This is a genomic window from Sulfitobacter sp. F26204 (genome assembly GCF_026410305.1).
Taxonomy (GTDB): domain Bacteria; phylum Pseudomonadota; class Alphaproteobacteria; order Rhodobacterales; family Rhodobacteraceae; genus Sulfitobacter.
The window spans coordinates 1-18,018 of record NZ_JAPMLQ010000001.1 but is presented as its reverse complement, the minus strand read 5'-3'; the positions used below and the strand labels follow the sequence as shown (position 1 = coordinate 18,018).

Annotated in this window: 16 protein-coding genes, 1 tRNA gene and 1 pseudogene; 9 read left to right on the top strand and 9 right to left on the bottom strand. The window is 57.7% G+C overall.

All coding sequences use genetic code 11. The annotated features are described in order from the left end of the window. Positions 1-65: 65 nt before the first annotated feature. The 4 genes from OS190_RS00085 (at position 66) to OS190_RS00070 (ending at position 5,216) form a co-directional block, all read left to right on the top strand. Entirely contained in the window at positions 66-1,346 is a 1,281-nt protein-coding gene (locus tag OS190_RS00085) for an ABC transporter substrate-binding protein (RefSeq protein ID WP_267156620.1), read from the top strand. A gap of 76 nt (positions 1,347-1,422) precedes the next feature. Next, positions 1,423-2,247 carry an ABC transporter ATP-binding protein gene (locus OS190_RS00080; RefSeq protein ID WP_267156619.1) on the top strand — a complete coding sequence of 275 codons (825 nt, stop codon included), beginning with the start codon at positions 1,423-1,425 and terminating at the stop codon, positions 2,245-2,247. A gap of 83 nt (positions 2,248-2,330) precedes the next feature. Continuing rightward, positions 2,331-3,509, top strand: coding sequence for a phenylacetate--CoA ligase family protein (locus OS190_RS00075; protein WP_416237355.1), 1,179 nt, complete (start codon positions 2,331-2,333; stop codon positions 3,507-3,509). A 42-nt stretch (positions 3,510-3,551) separates the two neighbouring features. Next, on the top strand, positions 3,552-5,216 hold the full coding sequence (locus tag OS190_RS00070; RefSeq protein ID WP_267156617.1) for an ABC transporter permease: 1,665 nt from the start codon (positions 3,552-3,554) through the stop codon (positions 5,214-5,216). Here OS190_RS00070 and OS190_RS00065 read toward each other — a convergent pair. The 4 genes from OS190_RS00065 to OS190_RS00050 all read right to left on the bottom strand — a co-directional run bounded on the left by OS190_RS00065 (position 5,195) and on the right by OS190_RS00050 (position 7,293). Further along, positions 5,195-5,758: a GNAT family N-acetyltransferase gene (locus OS190_RS00065; RefSeq protein ID WP_267156616.1), complete on the bottom strand. Its 564-nt coding sequence runs from the start codon at positions 5,756-5,758 to the stop codon at positions 5,195-5,197. The two genes, OS190_RS00070 and OS190_RS00065, sit on opposite strands and share 22 nt — an antisense overlap. A gap of 104 nt (positions 5,759-5,862) precedes the next feature. Next, entirely contained in the window at positions 5,863-6,741 is an 879-nt protein-coding gene (gene yghU / locus OS190_RS00060) for a glutathione-dependent disulfide-bond oxidoreductase (RefSeq protein ID WP_267156615.1), read from the bottom strand. Positions 6,742-6,993: 252 nt separating this feature from the next. Continuing rightward, positions 6,994-7,119: a type B 50S ribosomal protein L36 gene (gene ykgO, locus OS190_RS00055; protein ID WP_005850168.1), complete on the bottom strand. Its 126-nt coding sequence runs from the start codon at positions 7,117-7,119 to the stop codon at positions 6,994-6,996. 99 nt (positions 7,120-7,218) lie between these two features. Next, a tRNA-Val gene (locus tag OS190_RS00050) sits at positions 7,219-7,293 on the bottom strand. 147 nt (positions 7,294-7,440) lie between these two features. Here OS190_RS00050 and OS190_RS00045 point away from each other — a divergent pair. Further along, positions 7,441-8,301, top strand: a complete 861-nt coding sequence (locus OS190_RS00045) for an N-formylglutamate amidohydrolase (RefSeq protein ID WP_267156614.1) — start codon at positions 7,441-7,443, stop codon at positions 8,299-8,301. 51 nt (positions 8,302-8,352) lie between these two features. Here OS190_RS00045 and OS190_RS20525 read toward each other — a convergent pair. The 5 genes and pseudogenes from OS190_RS20525 to OS190_RS00025 all read right to left on the bottom strand — a co-directional run. Beyond that, positions 8,353-8,646, bottom strand: a pseudogene (locus tag OS190_RS20525) (anthrone oxygenase family protein); the annotation flags it as partial. 39 nt (positions 8,647-8,685) lie between these two features. Further along, the gene (locus tag OS190_RS00040) at positions 8,686-9,939 is read right to left on the bottom strand and encodes a DNA polymerase IV (protein WP_267156613.1); all 1,254 of its coding nucleotides are present in this window, start codon (positions 9,937-9,939) and stop codon (positions 8,686-8,688) included. 431 nt (positions 9,940-10,370) lie between these two features. Continuing rightward, positions 10,371-11,063, bottom strand: coding sequence for an orotidine-5'-phosphate decarboxylase (pyrF, locus tag OS190_RS00035; protein WP_267156612.1), 693 nt, complete (start codon positions 11,061-11,063; stop codon positions 10,371-10,373). Positions 11,064-11,268: 205 nt separating this feature from the next. Continuing rightward, positions 11,269-11,547 (bottom strand): hypothetical protein, encoded by a 279-nt coding sequence (locus tag OS190_RS00030; RefSeq protein WP_267156611.1) that lies wholly within the window; start codon positions 11,545-11,547, stop codon positions 11,269-11,271. A gap of 103 nt (positions 11,548-11,650) precedes the next feature. After that, positions 11,651-11,965, bottom strand: a complete 315-nt coding sequence (locus OS190_RS00025) for an orotidine 5-phosphate decarboxylase (RefSeq protein WP_267156610.1) — start codon at positions 11,963-11,965, stop codon at positions 11,651-11,653. Between the two features lie 333 nt (positions 11,966-12,298). Here OS190_RS00025 and clpB point away from each other — a divergent pair, with 333 nt between their 5' ends. The 4 genes from clpB to msrQ all read left to right on the top strand — a co-directional run bounded on the left by clpB (position 12,299) and on the right by msrQ (position 17,394). Beyond that, a complete protein-coding gene (gene clpB, locus OS190_RS00020) occupies positions 12,299-14,914 on the top strand; it encodes an ATP-dependent chaperone ClpB (RefSeq protein ID WP_267156609.1) in 2,616 nt (871 codons plus the stop codon). A gap of 91 nt (positions 14,915-15,005) precedes the next feature. Beyond that, complete coding sequence (locus OS190_RS00015; RefSeq protein WP_267156608.1) at positions 15,006-15,545, top strand: GNAT family N-acetyltransferase; 540 nt, start codon at positions 15,006-15,008, stop codon at positions 15,543-15,545. A 186-nt stretch (positions 15,546-15,731) separates the two neighbouring features. After that, positions 15,732-16,640: a protein-methionine-sulfoxide reductase catalytic subunit MsrP gene (gene msrP / locus OS190_RS00010; RefSeq protein WP_267156607.1), complete on the top strand. Its 909-nt coding sequence runs from the start codon at positions 15,732-15,734 to the stop codon at positions 16,638-16,640. Between the two features lie 130 nt (positions 16,641-16,770). Further along, positions 16,771-17,394: a protein-methionine-sulfoxide reductase heme-binding subunit MsrQ gene (gene msrQ / locus OS190_RS00005; RefSeq protein WP_267156606.1), complete on the top strand. Its 624-nt coding sequence runs from the start codon at positions 16,771-16,773 to the stop codon at positions 17,392-17,394. The last annotated feature ends 624 nt before the right edge of the window (positions 17,395-18,018 follow it).

The following is an 18,018-nucleotide window of genomic DNA, read 5'->3' as shown; positions in this document are numbered from 1 at the left end:
CGGGAAGATGGCGGGGATCCCCCCGCCCTATGCGAAATCGGATAACATTCTGGGAGGAAACACCGATGAAATACAAACTAGGTACACTGGCCGTGGCGGCAATGATGGCTGCGGCGCCAGCAATGGCGGACCTTGTGTTCCCATCACTCAGCTATCGCACTGGTCCTTATGCGGCGGGCGGAATTCCGTTTGCTGATGGTTATGCAGATTATTTCACCATGCTGAATGCCCGTGATGGCGGCATCGGTGGTGTGATGACTTCTGTGCCGGAGTGCGAGACAGGGTATAATACTGAAAAGGGTGTGGAATGCTATGAGTCGCTGAAAGGCGGCGGCGGCTTGGTCTATCAGCCGCTGTCCACGGGCATTACCTATCAGTTGATCCCCAAAACGACAGCGGACGATATTCCGATGCATACCATGGGCTATGGTCGTACTTCTGCCAAGAACGGCGATGTGTTCAGCCATACGTTCAACTATCCCGCAAACTACTGGGATGGCGCGTCTGGCGCGATCAACTATTTGCTGAAAGAGAACGGTGGCGACCTGAAGGGCAAGAAAATTGCCTTGGTCTATCACAACTCTGCCTATGGCAAGGAGCCGATCCGCACCCTGCAGGAACTGTCCGAGAAGCACGGTTTCGAGTTCAAGGAAGTGCCGGTCGATCACCCCGGTCAGGAGCAGAAATCACAATGGTTGCAGATCCGTCGCGACAAGCCTGATTATGTAATCATGTATGGTTGGGGCGTGATGAACCAGGTTGCGGTTCAGGAAGCGGCCAACATCCGTTTCCCGATGGAAAACTTCATTGGCATCTGGTGGTCCGGTTCTGAAAATGACGTGCTGGCAGCGGGTGATGCAGCAGATGGGTACAAGGCGTTGACCTTCCATGGTGTGGGTGACGATTTCCCGGTCTTTGACGACATCCAGAAGTATGTTGTGGATGCAGGCAAGGCAGCCGGTGCTGGCGACCAGATCGGTACGGTATTGTATAACCGCGGTCTCTATGCGGCGATGTTGGCGGCGGAAGCCGTGAAAACAGCGCAGGAAATCCACGGCGTTGCAGAGATCAATGCGGCGCAGATGCGCGATGGCATGGAAGCCCTGTCGATCACCGAGGAAAAGATGGCGGCGCTTGGTCTGCCGAACTTTGGTCCGGCCTTTGACGTTTCCTGCTCCAACCATGGTGGGGATGGTCTTGTCGGGGTGACCCAGTGGGATGCATCCACCAAGACATGGTCGCTGATTTCGGATTTCAGCGCGACAGATGTCGATGTTGTCGGGCCGCTGATCGCCGAAGATTCTGCAGCCTATGCGGCAGAAAACAAGATCGAGCCTCAGTGCTGATGCGCTGAAGCTGCAAGATTCTTCCGGCGGCGGGACCCCTGCCGCCGGGCATTCGAATTTGAAGGGCAGGATCAACATGCTGGACGCGACTGAGACCCAGACAAATGTTTTGGAAGTCAACAACATCGAAGTGATCTACAATCATGTGATCCTGGTGTTGAAAGGCGTGAGCCTGAACGTTCCCAAGGGCGGAATCACCGCGCTTTTGGGTGGCAATGGCGCAGGTAAGACCACAACACTCAAGGCTATATCGGGTCTGCTGGCCAGTGAACGCGGCGAAGTGACGAAAGGATCGATCAAGTATCACGGTCTGGATATAGCCCATGCGGACCCCGCGGAAACGGTGAAAAAGGGTGTCGTGCAGGTGATGGAAGGCCGCCACTGTTTCGAACATCTGACGGTTGAGGAAAACCTGCTGACCGGTGCCTATACCCGGACCGAGGGCAAAGGCGCGATCGCAGCCGATCTTGAGATGGTCTACAATTATTTTCCACGGTTGCGCGAACGACGCAAATCGCAAGCCGGCTATACTTCGGGCGGTGAGCAGCAGATGTGTGCCGTGGGCCGCGCCTTGATGTCCAAGCCTGAAACGATCCTGCTGGATGAACCCTCCATGGGATTGGCACCACAGCTTGTGGAACAGATTTTCAATATCGTGAAAGAGATCAACGAAAAGGAAGGGGTCACCTTTCTTTTGGCCGAACAGAATACCAACGTCGCGCTGCGTTTTGCGCATTACGGCTACATCCTGGAATCGGGTCGTGTGGTGATGGACGGCCCTGCTGCCGATCTGCGCGAGAATCAGGACGTGAAAGAATTCTATCTGGGCATGTCGGACGAGGGGCGCAAATCCTTTCGCGATGTGCGCAGCTATCGTCGCCGCAAGCGTTGGCTGAGCTGAGACAACGGGGGGGCGACACGCCCTCCTAACCTGTGCAGCGCCCGTAAGGTGGGCCTGTCTCCCACCCCTGATGGATGTACCTCATGCCTGACACCTTTTTTGATGAACTGGAAACACGCAGTGCCGATGCACGGGAGGCTGCGCAGCTGAGTGCGCTGCGGTCGCAATTGTCGCGGACGGGCGTTGAGGCGGAGATGAACAGCCTTGCCGATCTGGCCAAGTTGCCGGTGCTGCGCAAATCGGACCTGACCGACCGTCAGAAAGCCACGCCCCCTTTTGGCGGGATCAATGTGCATAATATCACCCACGTATTCCAATCACCCGGCCCGATCTATGAGCCGGGAGGGTCCAGCCATGACTGGTTCCGCATGGGGCGGTTTCTGCATGCGGCGGGCCTTGGGGCGGATGATATTGTTCAGAACTGTTTCGGTTATCATCTGACGCCGGCGGGCCACATGTTCGAAAGCGGTGCGCGTGCCGTTGGCGCAAAGGTCCTGCCTGCCGGTGTGGGCCAGACCGAATTGCAGGTGACTGCTGCGAGGGATATTGGCACGACTGCCTATGCGGGCACGCCGGATTACCTCAAGATCATTCTGGAAAAAGCAGATGAGATGGGCGTTGCACTTGGCATCGCCAAGGCGGCGGTTGGCGGCGGTGCATTGTTCCCCTCGTTACGGCAGTATTACATTGATCGCGGCATTTCCTGCTTACAGTGTTATGCCACGGCGGATGTCGGCAATATCGCCTTTGAGAGCGCCGCGATGGACGGTATGATTCTGGATGAAGGGGTGATCGTCGAGATTTTGACGCCGGGCACGGGTGATCCTGTGCCTGCTGGTGAGGTCGGCGAAGTCGTGGTGACAACGCTGAACCCCGATTATCCGTTGATCCGATTTGCGACCGGGGATCTGTCGGCAATCATGGAGGGAACATCGCCCTGCGGGCGGACCAACCGGCGGATCAAGGGCTGGATGGGGCGCGCCGATCAAACGACCAAGATCAAGGGGATGTTTGTGCGTCCTGAACAGGTGGCCGCATTGGTTGCGCATCACGAAGAAGTTTGCAAAGCCCGCGTGGTCGCAAGCCGTTCGGGCGAACAGGACGTTATGACCGTGCATATAGAAAGCGCGGGGGGGGATGCGGACCACTATGCGCAATCGGTCACACAGCTGTTGAAACTCAAGGGCAAAGTTGTCGTGGTTGCGCCCGGAAGCCTGCCCAAGGACGGATTGGTGATCGAAGATCAGCGCAGCTACGATTAACCGCGCTCTGGCAATCCTGACCGAAATGATCGAAATAGAGGCATGACCTCTGTAAGCGATTTACATCTGCGCAAAGCCAAACCTCGCAACGGGTTGCGTGGTCTTTCGGTCGTGGCGGTTTGCGCTGCCCTGATTTGTGCCTTGCCGATGGTCGCCGTTGGTGCCGCTGCCTTTGGTGGCGGAACGGAAACGGTGCGCCATCTGATCAATACGGTTCTGGGCGAATACACCCGGACCACACTTGTCCTGGTCTTTCTGGTGGCGGTCGGCACCTTCAGCATAGGTGTCGGGGCGGCATGGCTGGTCACGATGACGCGGTTTCCGGGGGTGCGCGTGCTTGAGATCGCGCTGGTGCTGCCTTTGGCGTTTCCTGCCTATGTGCTGGCCTATGCATATACGAATGTGTTGGATCATCCCGGAATCGTGCAAACCACCCTGCGTGACGTGATGGGTTGGGGCCCGCGGGACTATTGGTTTCCTGACATCCGGTCGCTGGGTGGCGCTGCACTGATGTTGACCCTGGTGCTTTACCCTTATGTCTATTTGTTGGCGCGGGCGGCATTCCTGCAGCAAAGCGGCACAACCTTTCTGGCGGCCCGTGCTCTGGGCACAACCGCCTGGGCGGCGTTTTTCAAGGTCAGCCTGCCCCTGGCACGTCCGGCGATTGCAGGGGGGGTGCTGCTGGCGGTGATGGAGACCATCGCGGATTTCGGGACCGTTGCCTATTTTGGCGTGCAGACCTTTGCGACGGGGATCTATACGTCGTGGTTTTCGCTGTTTGACCGCACGGGAGCGGCGCAGCTTGCCCTCTGTCTGCTCAGCTTTGCGCTGCTGTTGGCGATGCTGGAGCGGGCGCAACGCGGGCGCGCCAAATATCATGACCCTGCTCGTCAGGCGCAGCGCATGCCTCCCATATGCCTGAACCGGGGTCAGGCGCTTTGTGCGCAGGTGCTGTGCGGTGTGCCGGTGGTGTTTGGTGCCTTGCTGCCGATTGTCGTGCTGTTCACGATGGGGCTTGGATCCGAGCAGAACCTGTTGAGTCCGCGCTATTTGGGTTTCATCCGGAACTCGCTGACACTGGCGGGGATTGCCGCGATTGTCACGGTCGGTGCCGCGGTTGCCGTCGGCTTTTTCCAACGGCTGAGTCCCGGAAAGCTGTCACGCGCGACGGGGTATGTTGCGCGACTGGGATATGCCGTGCCGGGCGGGGTGATTGCGGTGGGATTGATGGTGCCCTTCGCAGTCTTTGACAATGCCGTTGATGCGTGGATGCGGGCGACATTCGACATGTCGACCGGGCTGCTGGTTACCGGGTCCATCTGGTTGTTGGTTGCGGCCTATATGGTGCGCTTTCTGGCGGCTGCACTTGGCGCATACGAAGGGGGTCAGGCGATGGTTCATGCAAATATGGACGCGGCGGCGCGGTCCTTGGGGCAGACGCCGATCGGCACCTTGCGGCGTGTGCATCTGCCCATTCTGGCACCCTCGTTGCTGACGGCGCTACTGATCGTTTTTGTGGATGTCATGAAGGAACTGCCGGCGACCCTGATCATGCGCCCGTTCAATTTCGATACTTTGGCAGTTCAGGCTTACCGGCTTGCCAGTGACGAACGGCTGGATGGTGCTGCAGTACCGTCACTGGTGATCGTCGCGATGGGGTTGTTGCCGGTGATCCTGATTTGTCGTCAGGTGGGACGGGCGCGATAGCGAGCATTGGTCTGTGCCCAGACTGCGCGGTCCAGTCGCCAGCATTGCCAGAAGCCGTCCTTGCCCCCCAGCCTGATGTTGGCGCTGTAGGCGCAGACCGCGCCGAGTTTTTCAGTGGCGCATTGGGAGCGGATATTCGCGGGGTCGATGTGCAGCCAGACCGTTTCGACGCAGGCAAATGCGTGATCCAGCATCAGACGTTTCATGGCAAAGTTGGTGTCACCGCCCCACCAGTTGCGGCCAAGGAAAGTATAGCCGATTGAAACCGCTTTTTCGTGATCCGGTGCGGTGTAGTAACGTGAGCATCCGATGATCTGCCCGGTGTCGGCCAGCGTGGCCGCAAGGGTGGTGCGTGAGGCAAGCAGCATATCGAAATAGGGCGTAAAGACCCGTCTTTCGTGACGGTTGGTTGCAGGATGTCCGGCCCAGAGGAGCGGATCATTGGCCACCGCATAGAGAGGTTCAAGATCGGCTGCGTTCAACGGGCGCAGGCAGAGCAGAGGATCGCGCAGGATGGGCTGTGGATCAAAGTCGGCGTGCATGGCGGGTCCAAACAAGAGGGCGCAGTCCGGATCGGATGCGCCCTGAGTATGGGGATGCGGATGCCATCGCGTCCATGTTTTTATTGTATTGTTACGCTTTGCCCCTATTTTTGGGCGGCTTCGATCTTGTCTTGGGTCTTGGTTTCGAAGTCGGAGGCATCATGACGTTCGTGCAGTTGCAGGGACAGATCATCGCCGAAGGCGCGGTTGACCATGCGCCCACGGGTGGTGGCGGGGCGAGCGTCAATCACCTTGGCCCATCGCTGCACGTTCTTGTAGGAGTTGACATCTAGGAATTCGGCGGCGGAATAGAGGCGCCCCAGAGCAAGCTGACCGTACCAAGCCCAGATTGCCATATCCGCAATGGAATAATCGCCGCTGAAATATTCGTTCTCGGCGAGGTGACGGTCCATCACGTCAAGCTGCCGTTTGGCTTCCATGGCGAAACGGTTGATCGGGTATTCGAATTTCTCGGGGGCATAGGCGTAGAAATGACCAAATCCGCCACCCAGATAGGGCGCGCTGCCCATCTGCCAGAACAGCCAGCTGAGTGGTTCGGTACGTTGTGCCGGGTCGGTTGGCAGGAAGGCCCCGAATTTTTCCGCAAGATACAACAGGATCGAGGCGGATTCGAATACGCGTTGGGGTTTTTCGCGGGAATGGTCCATCAACGCTGGAATTTTGGAATTCGGGTTCACCTCGACAAAACCGGATCCGAATTGATCGCCGTTGGATATGTCGATGATCCAGGCGTCATATTCGGCATCTTCGTGACCCGCAGCCAACAGTTCCTCCAGCATCATGGTGACTTTGACGCCATTGGGGGTGGCAAGAGAATAAAGTTGCAACGGGTGTTTGCCGACAGGCAGGTCCTTTTCAGAAGTGGGACCGGCGATAGGGCGGTTGATCGAGGCGAACTTGCCCCCTGATTCGCTGTCCCATGTCCAGACCTTGGGCGGCGTATATTCGGATGTGTCAGCCATTGTGCTTTCCTTTTTTCGGGGCGGTAGGAGCCTTTGCCCTGCGCGTCAGGGTGTAAGGTGGCGCTTTGACAGGGTAAATTCCAGTGCAATTCTGCCGATAATCAGAAACCCTTGGATGCCATGCAGCCAGGTTTGCGGGATTGGCACGCTGCCGTGCAGTGTCAGGTTTTGCTGTTTCAACACCAAAAAGGCCGCCCCGAAGGGCAGCCTTTTCGAAACTCTACGCGGAATGCGGAAAGGGTCGGCGCAGGATTAACCCTGGCGCGCTTTGAACCGGCGCTGCGTTTTGTTAATCACGTAAACGCGGCCCTTGCGACGCACAACGCGGCAATCACGGTGCCGGTTCTTGAGCGAGCGGAGCGAATTGCGAACTTTCATGTTCCAACCTTTCCATCTTTGGCCCCCGCCCTATCAAGAATGACAAGGACCAGCGCCGGGTTACGGGCGACCTTGGAGATCCAAGGCCAATGAATATCATGGTGGGCGATACTGGGATCGAACCAGTGACCCCTTCGATGTCAACGAAGTGCTCTACCGCTGAGCTAATCACCCACTTGCCAGCGCAAATTACAGGCCCCAAATAAAATGGGGCGCGAAATGACGCGCCGGTTGGGCTGCTATAAAAGGAGTCGCCGGAACGATCAAGGGGGCTTTTGGCTTTCGCCGAAAATGCGTTAAGAAGAGCACAAAGAGGAACCGATGCCTACGTCAGCTTATCATGTCACCAGTCCCGGCAGGGATCGTTCTTGTGTGGTCTTTGCCTCGCCTCATTCGGGGCGGAAATATCCGTGGACCTTTCTACGTTCCTCGGTGCTGGATGAACATGCCATTCGGTCCTCCGAAGATGCATTTGTGGATCAGTTGTTTGAATGCGCCCCGGAATATGGTGCGGTTTTCATCAAGGCAGGGGCACCACGCGCCTTTGTCGATCTGAACCGGGCGCGGGATGAACTGGACCCTGCTCTGATTGAAGGGCTGCGCCGTGGCGGACATAACCCGCGTATCGCATCGGGCTTGGGTGTGATCCCGCGGGTTGTGGCCAACGGACGGGCGATCTACCGTGGTAAGTTGACCCTGGCAGAGGCGCAGCGACGCATTGATAACTATTGGCTGCCGTATCACCTGAAACTGCAGGAATTGCTGGACCTTGCGCATCAACGACACGGGCAGGCAGTTCTGATTGACTGTCATTCGATGCCGCATGAAGCGATGGACGGTGTGGCGCGTTCGGGTATGAAACGGCCCGACATCGTGCTTGGCGACCGGTTTGGCGCGGCGGCAAGTGGTGATGTGGTCGACCGTGTCGAGGCTGCTTTTGCCGCTGCGGGTTTTGTTGTCACACGCAACACACCCTTCGCAGGGGCCTATATCACTCAGGCTTATGGCCGGCCCGACAGGGCACAGCATGCTGTTCAAGTTGAGATTGACCGGTCGCTTTACATGAATGAAACCCTGATCCGACCGAACGGTGATTTTGAACAGGTTCAGGCGGCATTGCGTCAAGTGGTGGCCGAGGTGGCCCGGATCGGACGAGGCCGCATACCACTTGCCGCGGAGTGACCTTTCGTTCCGGTCGAGTTGGGTGATTCCCATGCCGACACAGAGCAGGGCAAGTCCGGTAGTGACCGTTCGGATCTGGTTCCTGACCTGCCAGTCGGGTGAATAGGCGTCCCAGATAACCCGCGCTGCAGCAATCTTTTGGGGTGCTTCGACCAGCGCGAGTGCTTCGTTCATAGGGATATGCATGACCATTGTGAGGATCATCCCCAGGAACAAGTTGGTCAGGCATGCAAGACCAAACCAGATTGCAGCGGCGCGTTGACTGGTGAGGGCAAGGGCGAAGGCCGTGACCAGCAAGAGCAGCGGTGTACCAAAGAAGACAGTCGCAAAGAGCGTGTTGCGCATGGAAGCGTTCATGCCCTGCACCGCCTGAGGCGCAGAAACTCAGCGCAGTGCGCGGCCCTTGAGGATGGCTTGGCGGCCAAATCGCTTGCGGATGGCGTCGGTGGCTTTCTCGGCCTTGTTGCGTTGTTGCGCACCGGGGTCAAGCAGATCGCCGGCGAGGTCTGCCCCCTCTGCCGAGCTGAGGTCGCAGATGCCGCAACCGATCAAGCGGAACGGGCCGGGATCATCCAGTTGGTCGAACAAGGCGCGGGCGTGCCGGTAGATGCGGTCGGCCAATTGGGTCGGGTCATGCAGGGACACGCGCCGCGTCAGCGATTTGAAATCGGCCCGTTTGATCTTGAGCGTGACGATGCGCCCTGCCATGTCCTTGGCTTTGGCGCGGTCTGCGACCTGTTCGGAGAGCCGCCATAGGTGCCCGTCGAGAATATCGGGGTCAGAGGTATCATCAAAGAACGTGGTTTCCTTGGAAATGGATTTGACGGGATCATTGGCCGAAATGCGGCGGCGGTCCTGACCCCGTGCCAGATGCCAAAGCCGCTCTCCCATGCTGCCGAACCGCGAAATCAGGTCAGCCTTTTCCCAACGCAGCAGGTCGGAAAAGGTGCGGATGCCTGCCTTTTCCAGCGCGGCCTGGGTCACTGCGCCGACCCCCCAGATCAGTTTGACCGGGCGGTCGCGCAGAAAATCCTGGGTTTCGGCGATACCGATCACCGAGAAGCCGTGAGGTTTGTCCAGATCGGAGGCGACCTTGGCCAGAAACTTGTTGTGGCTGAGACCGATCGAGCCGGTCAGCCCCAATTCATCCTTCATACGCCGTACAAGGCGGGCAAGCATCACGGCAGGCGGTACGCCGTGAAGGCGGGCTGTGCCGGTCATGTCAAGAAAGGCTTCGTCCAGAGACAGGGGTTCGATGGCGGGGGTCAGTTCCTCCATCATCGCACGAATGGCACGGGAGGCTTCGACATAGGCCGCCATCCGGGGTTTGATGATCACGGCTTCGGGACAGAGTTTGAGTGCCTGAAACATCGGCATGGCAGAACGCACGCCGCGGATGCGCGCAACGTAACAGGCGGTAGAGACCACGCCGCGCCGCCCGCCCCCGATGATGACGGGTTTGCCGTTCAATTCGGGGTTGTCACGTTTTTCGACCGAGGCATAGAAAGCGTCGCAATCCATATGGGCAATGGAAAGGCTGTCGAGTTCGTCGTGGATGGTCACGCGCGGACTGCCGCAGGCCGAGCAGCGCCGCGCAGGGGCATTCTGGGTTAGGCAATCACGGCAAAGGGCAGCCATTTCGAGGAAACCGTTTCGGGAATGGGACAGGACGAAGATAGCGAATGAATGGACGAATGAACATCACCTATGATCGGCGTCTATGTTCCTGTAGGGCGACCATGCAGTTCCAAAGCAGGGACTGTTGAAGGGTCTGGCCTGATTTTGATGCGCAGTATGTTACGGTTTCGGCAGGGCAATCCCTGACAGATGGGCGGGCTTCAGCGTTTTACGCTGCGCCTCTTTCGTTGAAAAAATATGGGTTTTGACAAGAAAACCCCCGCTTCCTTAAGCGGGGGAAGGTGACGAACATCAGGAAGTTCCAGTTCGTCGGGGAGTATCACCTGGGACAATGGTAGCAGCGAAATGTCATATGACATAGTCAGGATTTCCTGACCGACAGGGCGAAGTTACCTTTGTTGTGAATTTGTTACAGTCACAGGTTGAAATTTTTAGGATTGGAGTTCTTCCAGAATGGCCCGCGCCGCTGCGGCGGGGTCATCGGATTGCCAGACCGGACGCCCGACAACGATGTGATCCGCGCCGTTTGCGATGGCTTGCGCGGGGGTGGCGACGCGTTTCTGATCGCCTAGGGCCGCGCCTTGCGGACGTACGCCGGGGGTGACGATCAGCTTTCCGGCGGATTCTGGCAGGGCGCGGATTGCGGCGGCTTCCTGTGGTGAGGCAATGACGCCATCTGCGCCAGCTTCAAAGGCATGCGCGGCGCGGATCAGCGCCAGCTCCGGCAGATCACCGGCCTGAATCAGAGCCGCATCCAGATCGGCGCGGTCCAGCGAAGTCAGAATGGTAACGCCGAGGATTTTCAGATTGCTGCCAGCGGCCCCTTCCTTGGCGGCGCGCACCACATGCGGATCGCCATGCACCGTCAGAAAATCCAGGTCGAACTGTGCCAATCCCCGTACTGCGGCCTCGACCGTTGCGCTGATGTCGAAAAGTTTCATATCGAGGAAGATCCGCTTGCCCTGTTCCTGCTTTAGTTCGTTGGCAAGGGCGAGGCCGCCACCGGTCAGCATGCCCAGTCCGATTTTGTAGAACGAAACGGCATCCCCCAGTTTCTCTGCAAGCGCGAGGCCTGCTACCGCATGGGGGACATCAAGGGCTACAATCAGGCGATCATCGGACATTCGGGTGCTCCAGCTGGGAAATATGCAAACGATCCGGACTTACGCGTCTACCCCGGCGCTGTCCAGACAAGAAAAAGCCGGATGCGCAGGGGGGTGCGATCCGGCTGAGGTACACAAGGCTGGAAATTGTCCTGCACCTTGTGGGAAACAGGCCTCCTGACGCGGGGGAGCGCAGGGTAAATTGGCCTGTCTTGGCAAGCGGGCGTTAAGCGGCCAAGGACAATGACGCAGCATCAGGGGATGTCAGTCCCGCGTCACCAAATTCGAACGAGCGGGCGAACAGGTCATTGCGGTCGGCGTGACGTTTCTTGGCCTGTTGTGTCAGTTTGAATGCTGCCGTCGCCATCGGCATCAAAAGTGAACCTTCGATGGCGCAGGGGTAGATGTAGGTGGACCCGTCCACCTTGAACTCGACATTGGCCTCGAACCTATTGTTGGCGGGATTAAAGCGGATGTCGTTCTGGTGTACTGTTTTGATTTGCATCTTACGCCTCCTGTGCGTGACCTGTAGGTTGGTCCTGCCCTTTGGTGCACCGATCATGACGGTGCAGAAGGGGAATAAACGAATTCTCTCTTCGCCTTGGCCCTTATGCGGCCTTGGGTGTCGGGCGCTTGACCAAATTTTCCAGCCAGCGCATCGCTTCGAAGGAACGGCGCCCTGCACGGTTCTGCCGGATCAAGGCGACGGAGTGTGAGAACAGTCCGCCACGCGAAACGTGTCTGCGGATCGCCTGTTTGGCCAGGCCCTTTGCCGCCTCTTCGAAGGGCATGGAGATCGGTGCAGAGATAGCGCAGGCATATGTGCGCAGGATCGTGTTGTCATGAACGTGTACGGATGCCTCGAACTGCTGCGAGGCGGCATTGTACCGGACTTCTGCGAGTTGGATTGGGCAGGTATACATGTGGTCACCTAATGGTTGTTTGCTACACCCGATATGGGAATGATACATCAATAACCCAACGCACCAAAGCTAAAATTAGTTGCATAATTGTTTTTTTCGAAATTATCTATTCTATTTCAGTAGGTTGCGAGATGCGTAAATCCTGCGTGATAGGTTGAAACAGCCTAAATTGGCGGGTAATGCCGCGATATTGCCGGTTTTTTTTCTTGAAATTTCAAAGCTGCGCTGACTTGAACCGCTGCAGCGGCTGCCCAAATAGAACCTGAGGCCCAGAACACGCGTGCCGCCCAGCGGGCGCAAGATCACAGGGCGCTTGTAAAAAGGAGAGATACCATGGACTTGACCAAGTTCACGGAACGTGCGCGTGGATTCATCCAGGCCGCGCAGACCATAGCCACTCGCGAAAACCACCAGCGGCTGACCCCCGAACACATTCTGCAAGCTTTGCTGGATGATGAGCAGGGTCTGGCCAGCAATTTGATCACCGCCGCCGGCGGTGACGCCGGGCGCGTACGCGATGCACTGCGACTGTCGATGGGCAAGATGCCCCAGGTGACAGGCGATGCGGCGCAGGTGTATCTGGACAATGCAACAACCAAGGTACTGGCCGAGGCAGAAGCCCTGGCGAAAAAGGCAGGCGACAGCTTTGTCCCGGTCGAACGGGTGCTGATGGCGCTGTGCATGATCAAATCAGGTGCCAAGACCGCGCTTGAGGCAGGCAAGGTGACGGCGCAGGGATTGAACGCTGCGATCAATGATATTCGTAAGGGACGCACCGCCGACACGGCAAGCGCCGAAGACGGCTATGATGCTCTGAAAAAATACGCCACCGATTTGACGGCCCGGGCCGAACAAGGCCGAATCGATCCGATCATCGGTCGTGACGAGGAAATTCGCCGCACCATGCAGGTGCTTTCGCGACGTACAAAAAACAACCCCGTGTTGATTGGTGAACCAGGCGTGGGTAAGACCGCGATAGCCGAGGGTTTGGCCCTGCGTATCATTAATGGCGATGTGCCGGAATCGATTCGCAACAAGCGGTTGCTGAGTCTTGATATGGGTGCGTTGATTGCCGGCGCCAAATATCGGGGTGAGTTCGAAGAGCGGCTGAAGGCAGTTCTGACCGAGGTGACCGAGGCGGCAGGCGAGATCATTCTGTTCATTGACGAAATGCACACGCTGGTTGGCGCGGGCAAGGCGGATGGAGCGATGGATGCATCCAACCTGCTTAAGCCTGCTCTGGCGCGGGGTGAATTGCATTGTATCGGTGCGACGACCCTGGATGAATACCGCAAGCATGTGGAAAAGGACGCGGCATTGGCGCGGCGATTCCAGCCGGTCATCGTGCAGGAACCGACAGTCGAGGATACCGTGTCGATCCTGCGAGGCATCAAGGAAAAGTACGAGTTGCACCATGGTGTGCGGATCGCCGACAGTGCGCTCGTCGCGGCGGCCACGCTAAGCCATCGCTATATTACCGACCGGTTTCTGCCGGACAAGGCGATTGATTTGATGGATGAAGCGGCCAGCCGACTGCGCATGGAGGTTGACAGCAAACCCGAAGAGCTGGATGCGCTGGACCGTCAGATCCTGCAACTCCAGATCGAGGAAGAAGCCTTGAAACTGGAGGATGATCAGGCCTCAAAGGACCGGTTGGAAACCCTGCAAAAGGATCTCGCTGACCTTCAGGAGAAATCCGAGTTCATGACCGCCGCCTGGCAGGCCGAGCGCGACAAGCTGGCCGGTGCGCGTGACATCAAGGAAAAGCTGGACCGTGCGCGGGCCGATCTGGACATTGCCAAGCGCGAGGGCAATCTGGCCAAGGCGGGTGAGCTGTCCTATGGCGTCATCCCGCAATTGGAGAAGGATCTGCAAGAGGCAGAAGCCCGTGATGAAGGGATGATGGTCGAAGAAGCCGTGCGACCAGACCAGATCGCGAGCGTTGTCGAACGCTGGACAGGTATCCCGGCAGGCAAGATGCTGGAAGGCGAGCGCGACAAGCTATTGCGGATGGAAGACCAGTTGCACGGACGAGTCATCGGTCAGCATTCTGCGGTAACGGCGGTTGCCAATGCGGTGCGCCGCGCACGCGCCGGTTTGAACGATGAAAACCGTCCACTGGGGTCGTTCCTGTTCCTGGGACCAACCGGCGTCGGTAAGACCGAACTGACCAAGGCGGTGGCCGAGTTCCTGTTTGACGACGACAACGCCATGGTGCGTATTGATATGTCGGAGTTCATGGAAAAACACGCGGTTGCGCGTCTGATCGGTGCTCCTCCCGGCTATGTCGGTTATGACGAGGGTGGGGTGCTGACCGAAGCGGTGCGGCGTCGTCCCTATCAGGTGGTGTTGTTTGACGAGGTCGAAAAGGCGCATCCGGATGTGTTCAACGTGCTGTTGCAGGTTCTGGACGATGGTGTGTTGACCGATGGACAAGGTCGCACGGTGGATTTCAAGCAGACGTTGATTATCCTGACCAGCAACCTTGGAGCGCAGGCGCTGAGCCAACTGCCCGAAGGCGGCGATATGGCCGCGGCCAAGCGTGATGTGATGGATGCGGTGCGGGCACATTTCCGCCCCGAGTTCCTGAACCGTCTGGATGAAACCATCATCTTTGACCGACTCGCACGGGACGACATGGCGGGGATCGTTGACATCCAGATGTCGCGCTTGCTGGCACGTCTGGCCGGTCGCAAGATCGACCTGTCGCTTGACGCGGGAGCGAAAGCATGGCTGGCGGATGAAGGCTATGATCCGGTATTCGGCGCGCGCCCATTGAAGCGGGTCATTCAGCGGACCTTGCAGAACCCTCTTGCCGAGATGCTGTTGGCGGGTGACATCCGCGATGGCGACCGGATTGAGGTGAGTGCAGGTGCAGATGGGCTGATCATCGGCGACCGGATCGCGGCCAGCAACCGGCCCAAACCGGATGATGCGACGGTACATTAAACCGACGTATATATAGTGTAGACAAGGCCAGCGCAGCCGCGCTGGCCTATCTCGTTGTGACCGGGGCGTGGATGTTGTTTGATACCGCCCGATGAGAAAGACGCGGCACAAGACGGTGATCACGACAAAAAGGCTGGTGTTACGGCCCATGCAAGCGCGCGATCGCGATGACCTGTTTGCGGTATTCGGCAATACCGAGGTCATGGCCTATTGGAGCACGCTACCCCATGCCACTGCAGAAGAAACGGCGCAGTTGATCGAACAGACCTTGGCGGCAGATCGTGAAACCACGGCCGAATTTGCGATTGAATACGCGGGACGCGTCATTGGTAAGGCAGGGTTCTGGCAGATGCCTGAAATTGGCTATCTGCTACATCGTGATTACTGGCGGCGCGGGATTGGTTACGAGGCCTTGGAGGCGCTGATTGTCTATGGCTTTGACCAGCGCGGCCTGTCGCAGATCACGGCGGATGTGGATCCGGACAATATTGCATCCGTCAAACTGCTGACCAAGTTGGGCTTTGTCGAGACTGACCGTGCAGCCAAGACGTTCCAGATCGGGGGTAAGTGGTGTGACAGCATCTATTTCGCGCTGCAACGGGACAGCTGGCAACAGGCAAAAGCAACTTGATGTGGGTGTTACAGAACGGGGCGGTTCAACGTGAGGATGATACGGCTGGAATGTGGATAACGGCCCCTCAGCGGGTTGTGATCTGTTCTGACATTCCGGTGTGATCATTGAAATGAATACTGAAAACGTTTGGTTGGACGGGATGATGGCCCTAGCTAAAGAAAGAGCAAAGCAAGGAGCGCCCCCATGGCCCATCGCTGGACCAACACATTGACCCAACAGGATATCACTCCCTATTCCGCGTTTTTGAACCGGCGTCAGGTGATGGCGGGGCTGGCCGCGGGGGCGGGGCTGGCCGGTGTTGCCGGCACGGCGCAGGCTGCGGAGAGCGCGCTTGAGCCGAACACGCTTGAGGACATCAGCCAATACAACAACTATTACGAATTCGGCACCGGCAAGAATGACCCGGCTGCCAATGCACATATGCTGACGACCGCGCCTTGGACTGTTACGATTGCGGGCATGGTCGACAGGCCCGGGGACTATTCCATGGCCAGCATCATGAAGGCGATGACGATCGAGGAGCGGATCTATCGTTTCCGCTGTGTCGAGGCATGGTCGATGGTGATTCCGTGGAACGGATTCGAACTGGCCGATCTGCTGACGATGGCAGGTGTTCAGTCCGGTGCCAGATATGTGGCGTTTGAAACCGCGTTCCGCCCCGACGAAATGCCGGGAGTGCGATATCCGGTGTTGGACTGGCCCTATGTAGAGGGCCTGCGTCTGGACGAAGCGATGAACCCGCTGACCATTATGGCAACCGGAATCTACGGGAAGCCGATTCCAAACCAGAATGGCGCGCCGATGCGTCTGGTGGTGCCCTGGAAATATGGGTTCAAGTCGATCAAATCCATTGTCCGGATCACCCTGACCGATAGCGAACCGCCGACCAGCTGGAACAAGGCCAACCCGCGTGAATATGGATTCTATAGTAATGTGAACCCCGAGGTCAGCCATCCGCGCTGGTCACAATCCAGCGAACGGGCCATCGGTGGCGGATTGTTTGCCAAGCGCCAGCCGACACTGATGTTCAATGGCTATGAACAAGAGGTCGCGCAGCTATATGAAGGTATGGACCTCAAGGCGCAGTTCTGATCGCCCATGTGAAAGCCGGGATGATGGCGTCTGTTAAGCGGATATTCGCAGCGATTGCACAGCCAATGCACAATCGGGCCCACTTTGTGCCGCTGCCTGTGTTGATGCATTGCCGGCTGGTGGTGTGCGGATGACGCGTCTTGCCAGCCCGGGCCGCATAGGGGACCGATTTAACGCCGTTGCCCGTCGTATACCGACTTGGCTCGTCTATATCCTGTCTTTGATTCCCGCACCCTACTACTTTTATCTGGCAGTGACGGGCGGCCTTGGCCCTGATCCGGTCAAACCGCTTGAACATGCGTATGGGGAAATTGCCCTGCAACTCCTGATCATCGGATTGTGCATCACCCCTCTGCGCCAGCATGTCGGCCTCAACCTGATGAAATTCCGCCGTACTCTTGGGGTGCTCGCCTTTACCTATGTTTCGATGCACCTGCTGGTCTGGGCGATACTGGATGTGCAGTCTCTGGACCGTGTGATCGCCGACATCATAAAGCGGCCCTATATCACCATCGGCATGGCGGGATTCTTGTTGCTGCTGCCGCTGGCGCTTACCTCGAACAACTTTTCGGTGCGCAAACTGGGACCAGCATGGCGCAAGCTCCACAAGCTGACCTATGTTGCGGTTGTCCTTGGGGGGGTGCATTACATCTGGCTGGTGAAGGGCATCCAGATAGAGCCGCTGGTCTATATGGCGGTGATTCTGACGCTGCTGGGACTGCGCCTGCGCAAACGACCGCGCCGATCTTCCTAGAATAGGGTGCGAAACAGCGGGCAGCAGGGTTTCAAGCGATTCTGGACCGGGTGGGTTACGGATTTGCTGTCGTGAAAACCGGGAATCGCTGCCAGCCAGGTCGATTTGACGGGAATCGACCGGATTTTCACAGTGACATCGTCCGATTTGCTCGGGCAAGGGAGGTGAACCTCGGCCCGTCTTGGGGGTATCCCTGTGGATAACACAACATCTGCCATGGCCCGGTTTTGACGTGACCCGTGGTCAGCGCAAGAATCCTGCTCAAAAAGCGATTTTTAGGCAACTTTTGTGGCGCAAGCGTATGTTTTTATATGAAAAATGCCAAATGTCACAAAAAGTACGTAAATCCCCAAAAAAGCGCTTGCGGGTCTGAGCCACTAACCTTAAAACCCCCCTTACCGGACGAGCAGCGACGCTCCAACGGGACGCCGGACGGGCCAGACGGAAGCGGAGACGCAGACAGAGGCTGGAAGGGTAAGAAGAAAAATTCTGAGGTTTATGAGGCGGGGCGCGCCGTTGTTAGGGCGCATCTGGTTTTATTTGTCTCGACGTTGTTTGAAAATTAGATATCTGAAGAGATATGTGGGCGGTTTGGTTCATTCGATGGATCAACGTCTGTATATC

Coding starts and splice junctions, on each gene's coding strand:
- OS190_RS00030 (WP_267156611.1), bottom strand. CDS start 11,547: ATGCAAATCAAAACAGTACACCAGAACGACATCCGCTTTAATCCCGCC.
- OS190_RS00080 (WP_267156619.1), top strand. CDS start 1,423: ATGCTGGACGCGACTGAGACCCAGACAAATGTTTTGGAAGTCAACAAC.
- OS190_RS00040 (WP_267156613.1), bottom strand. CDS start 9,939: ATGGCTGCCCTTTGCCGTGATTGCCTAACCCAGAATGCCCCTGCGCGG.
- OS190_RS00015 (WP_267156608.1), top strand. CDS start 15,006: ATGAGAAAGACGCGGCACAAGACGGTGATCACGACAAAAAGGCTGGTG.
- msrQ (WP_267156606.1), top strand. CDS start 16,771: ATGACGCGTCTTGCCAGCCCGGGCCGCATAGGGGACCGATTTAACGCC.
- OS190_RS00070 (WP_267156617.1), top strand. CDS start 3,552: ATGACCTCTGTAAGCGATTTACATCTGCGCAAAGCCAAACCTCGCAAC.
- OS190_RS00045 (WP_267156614.1), top strand. CDS start 7,441: ATGCCTACGTCAGCTTATCATGTCACCAGTCCCGGCAGGGATCGTTCT.
- OS190_RS00075 (WP_416237355.1), top strand. CDS start 2,331: ATGCCTGACACCTTTTTTGATGAACTGGAAACACGCAGTGCCGATGCA.
- pyrF (WP_267156612.1), bottom strand. CDS start 11,063: ATGTCCGATGATCGCCTGATTGTAGCCCTTGATGTCCCCCATGCGGTA.
- msrP (WP_267156607.1), top strand. CDS start 15,732: ATGGCCCATCGCTGGACCAACACATTGACCCAACAGGATATCACTCCC.
- OS190_RS00085 (WP_267156620.1), top strand. CDS start 66: ATGAAATACAAACTAGGTACACTGGCCGTGGCGGCAATGATGGCTGCG.
- clpB (WP_267156609.1), top strand. CDS start 12,299: ATGGACTTGACCAAGTTCACGGAACGTGCGCGTGGATTCATCCAGGCC.
- OS190_RS00025 (WP_267156610.1), bottom strand. CDS start 11,965: ATGTATACCTGCCCAATCCAACTCGCAGAAGTCCGGTACAATGCCGCC.
- OS190_RS00065 (WP_267156616.1), bottom strand. CDS start 5,758: ATGCACGCCGACTTTGATCCACAGCCCATCCTGCGCGATCCTCTGCTC.
- yghU (WP_267156615.1), bottom strand. CDS start 6,741: ATGGCTGACACATCCGAATATACGCCGCCCAAGGTCTGGACATGGGAC.
- ykgO (WP_005850168.1), bottom strand. CDS start 7,119: ATGAAAGTTCGCAATTCGCTCCGCTCGCTCAAGAACCGGCACCGTGAT.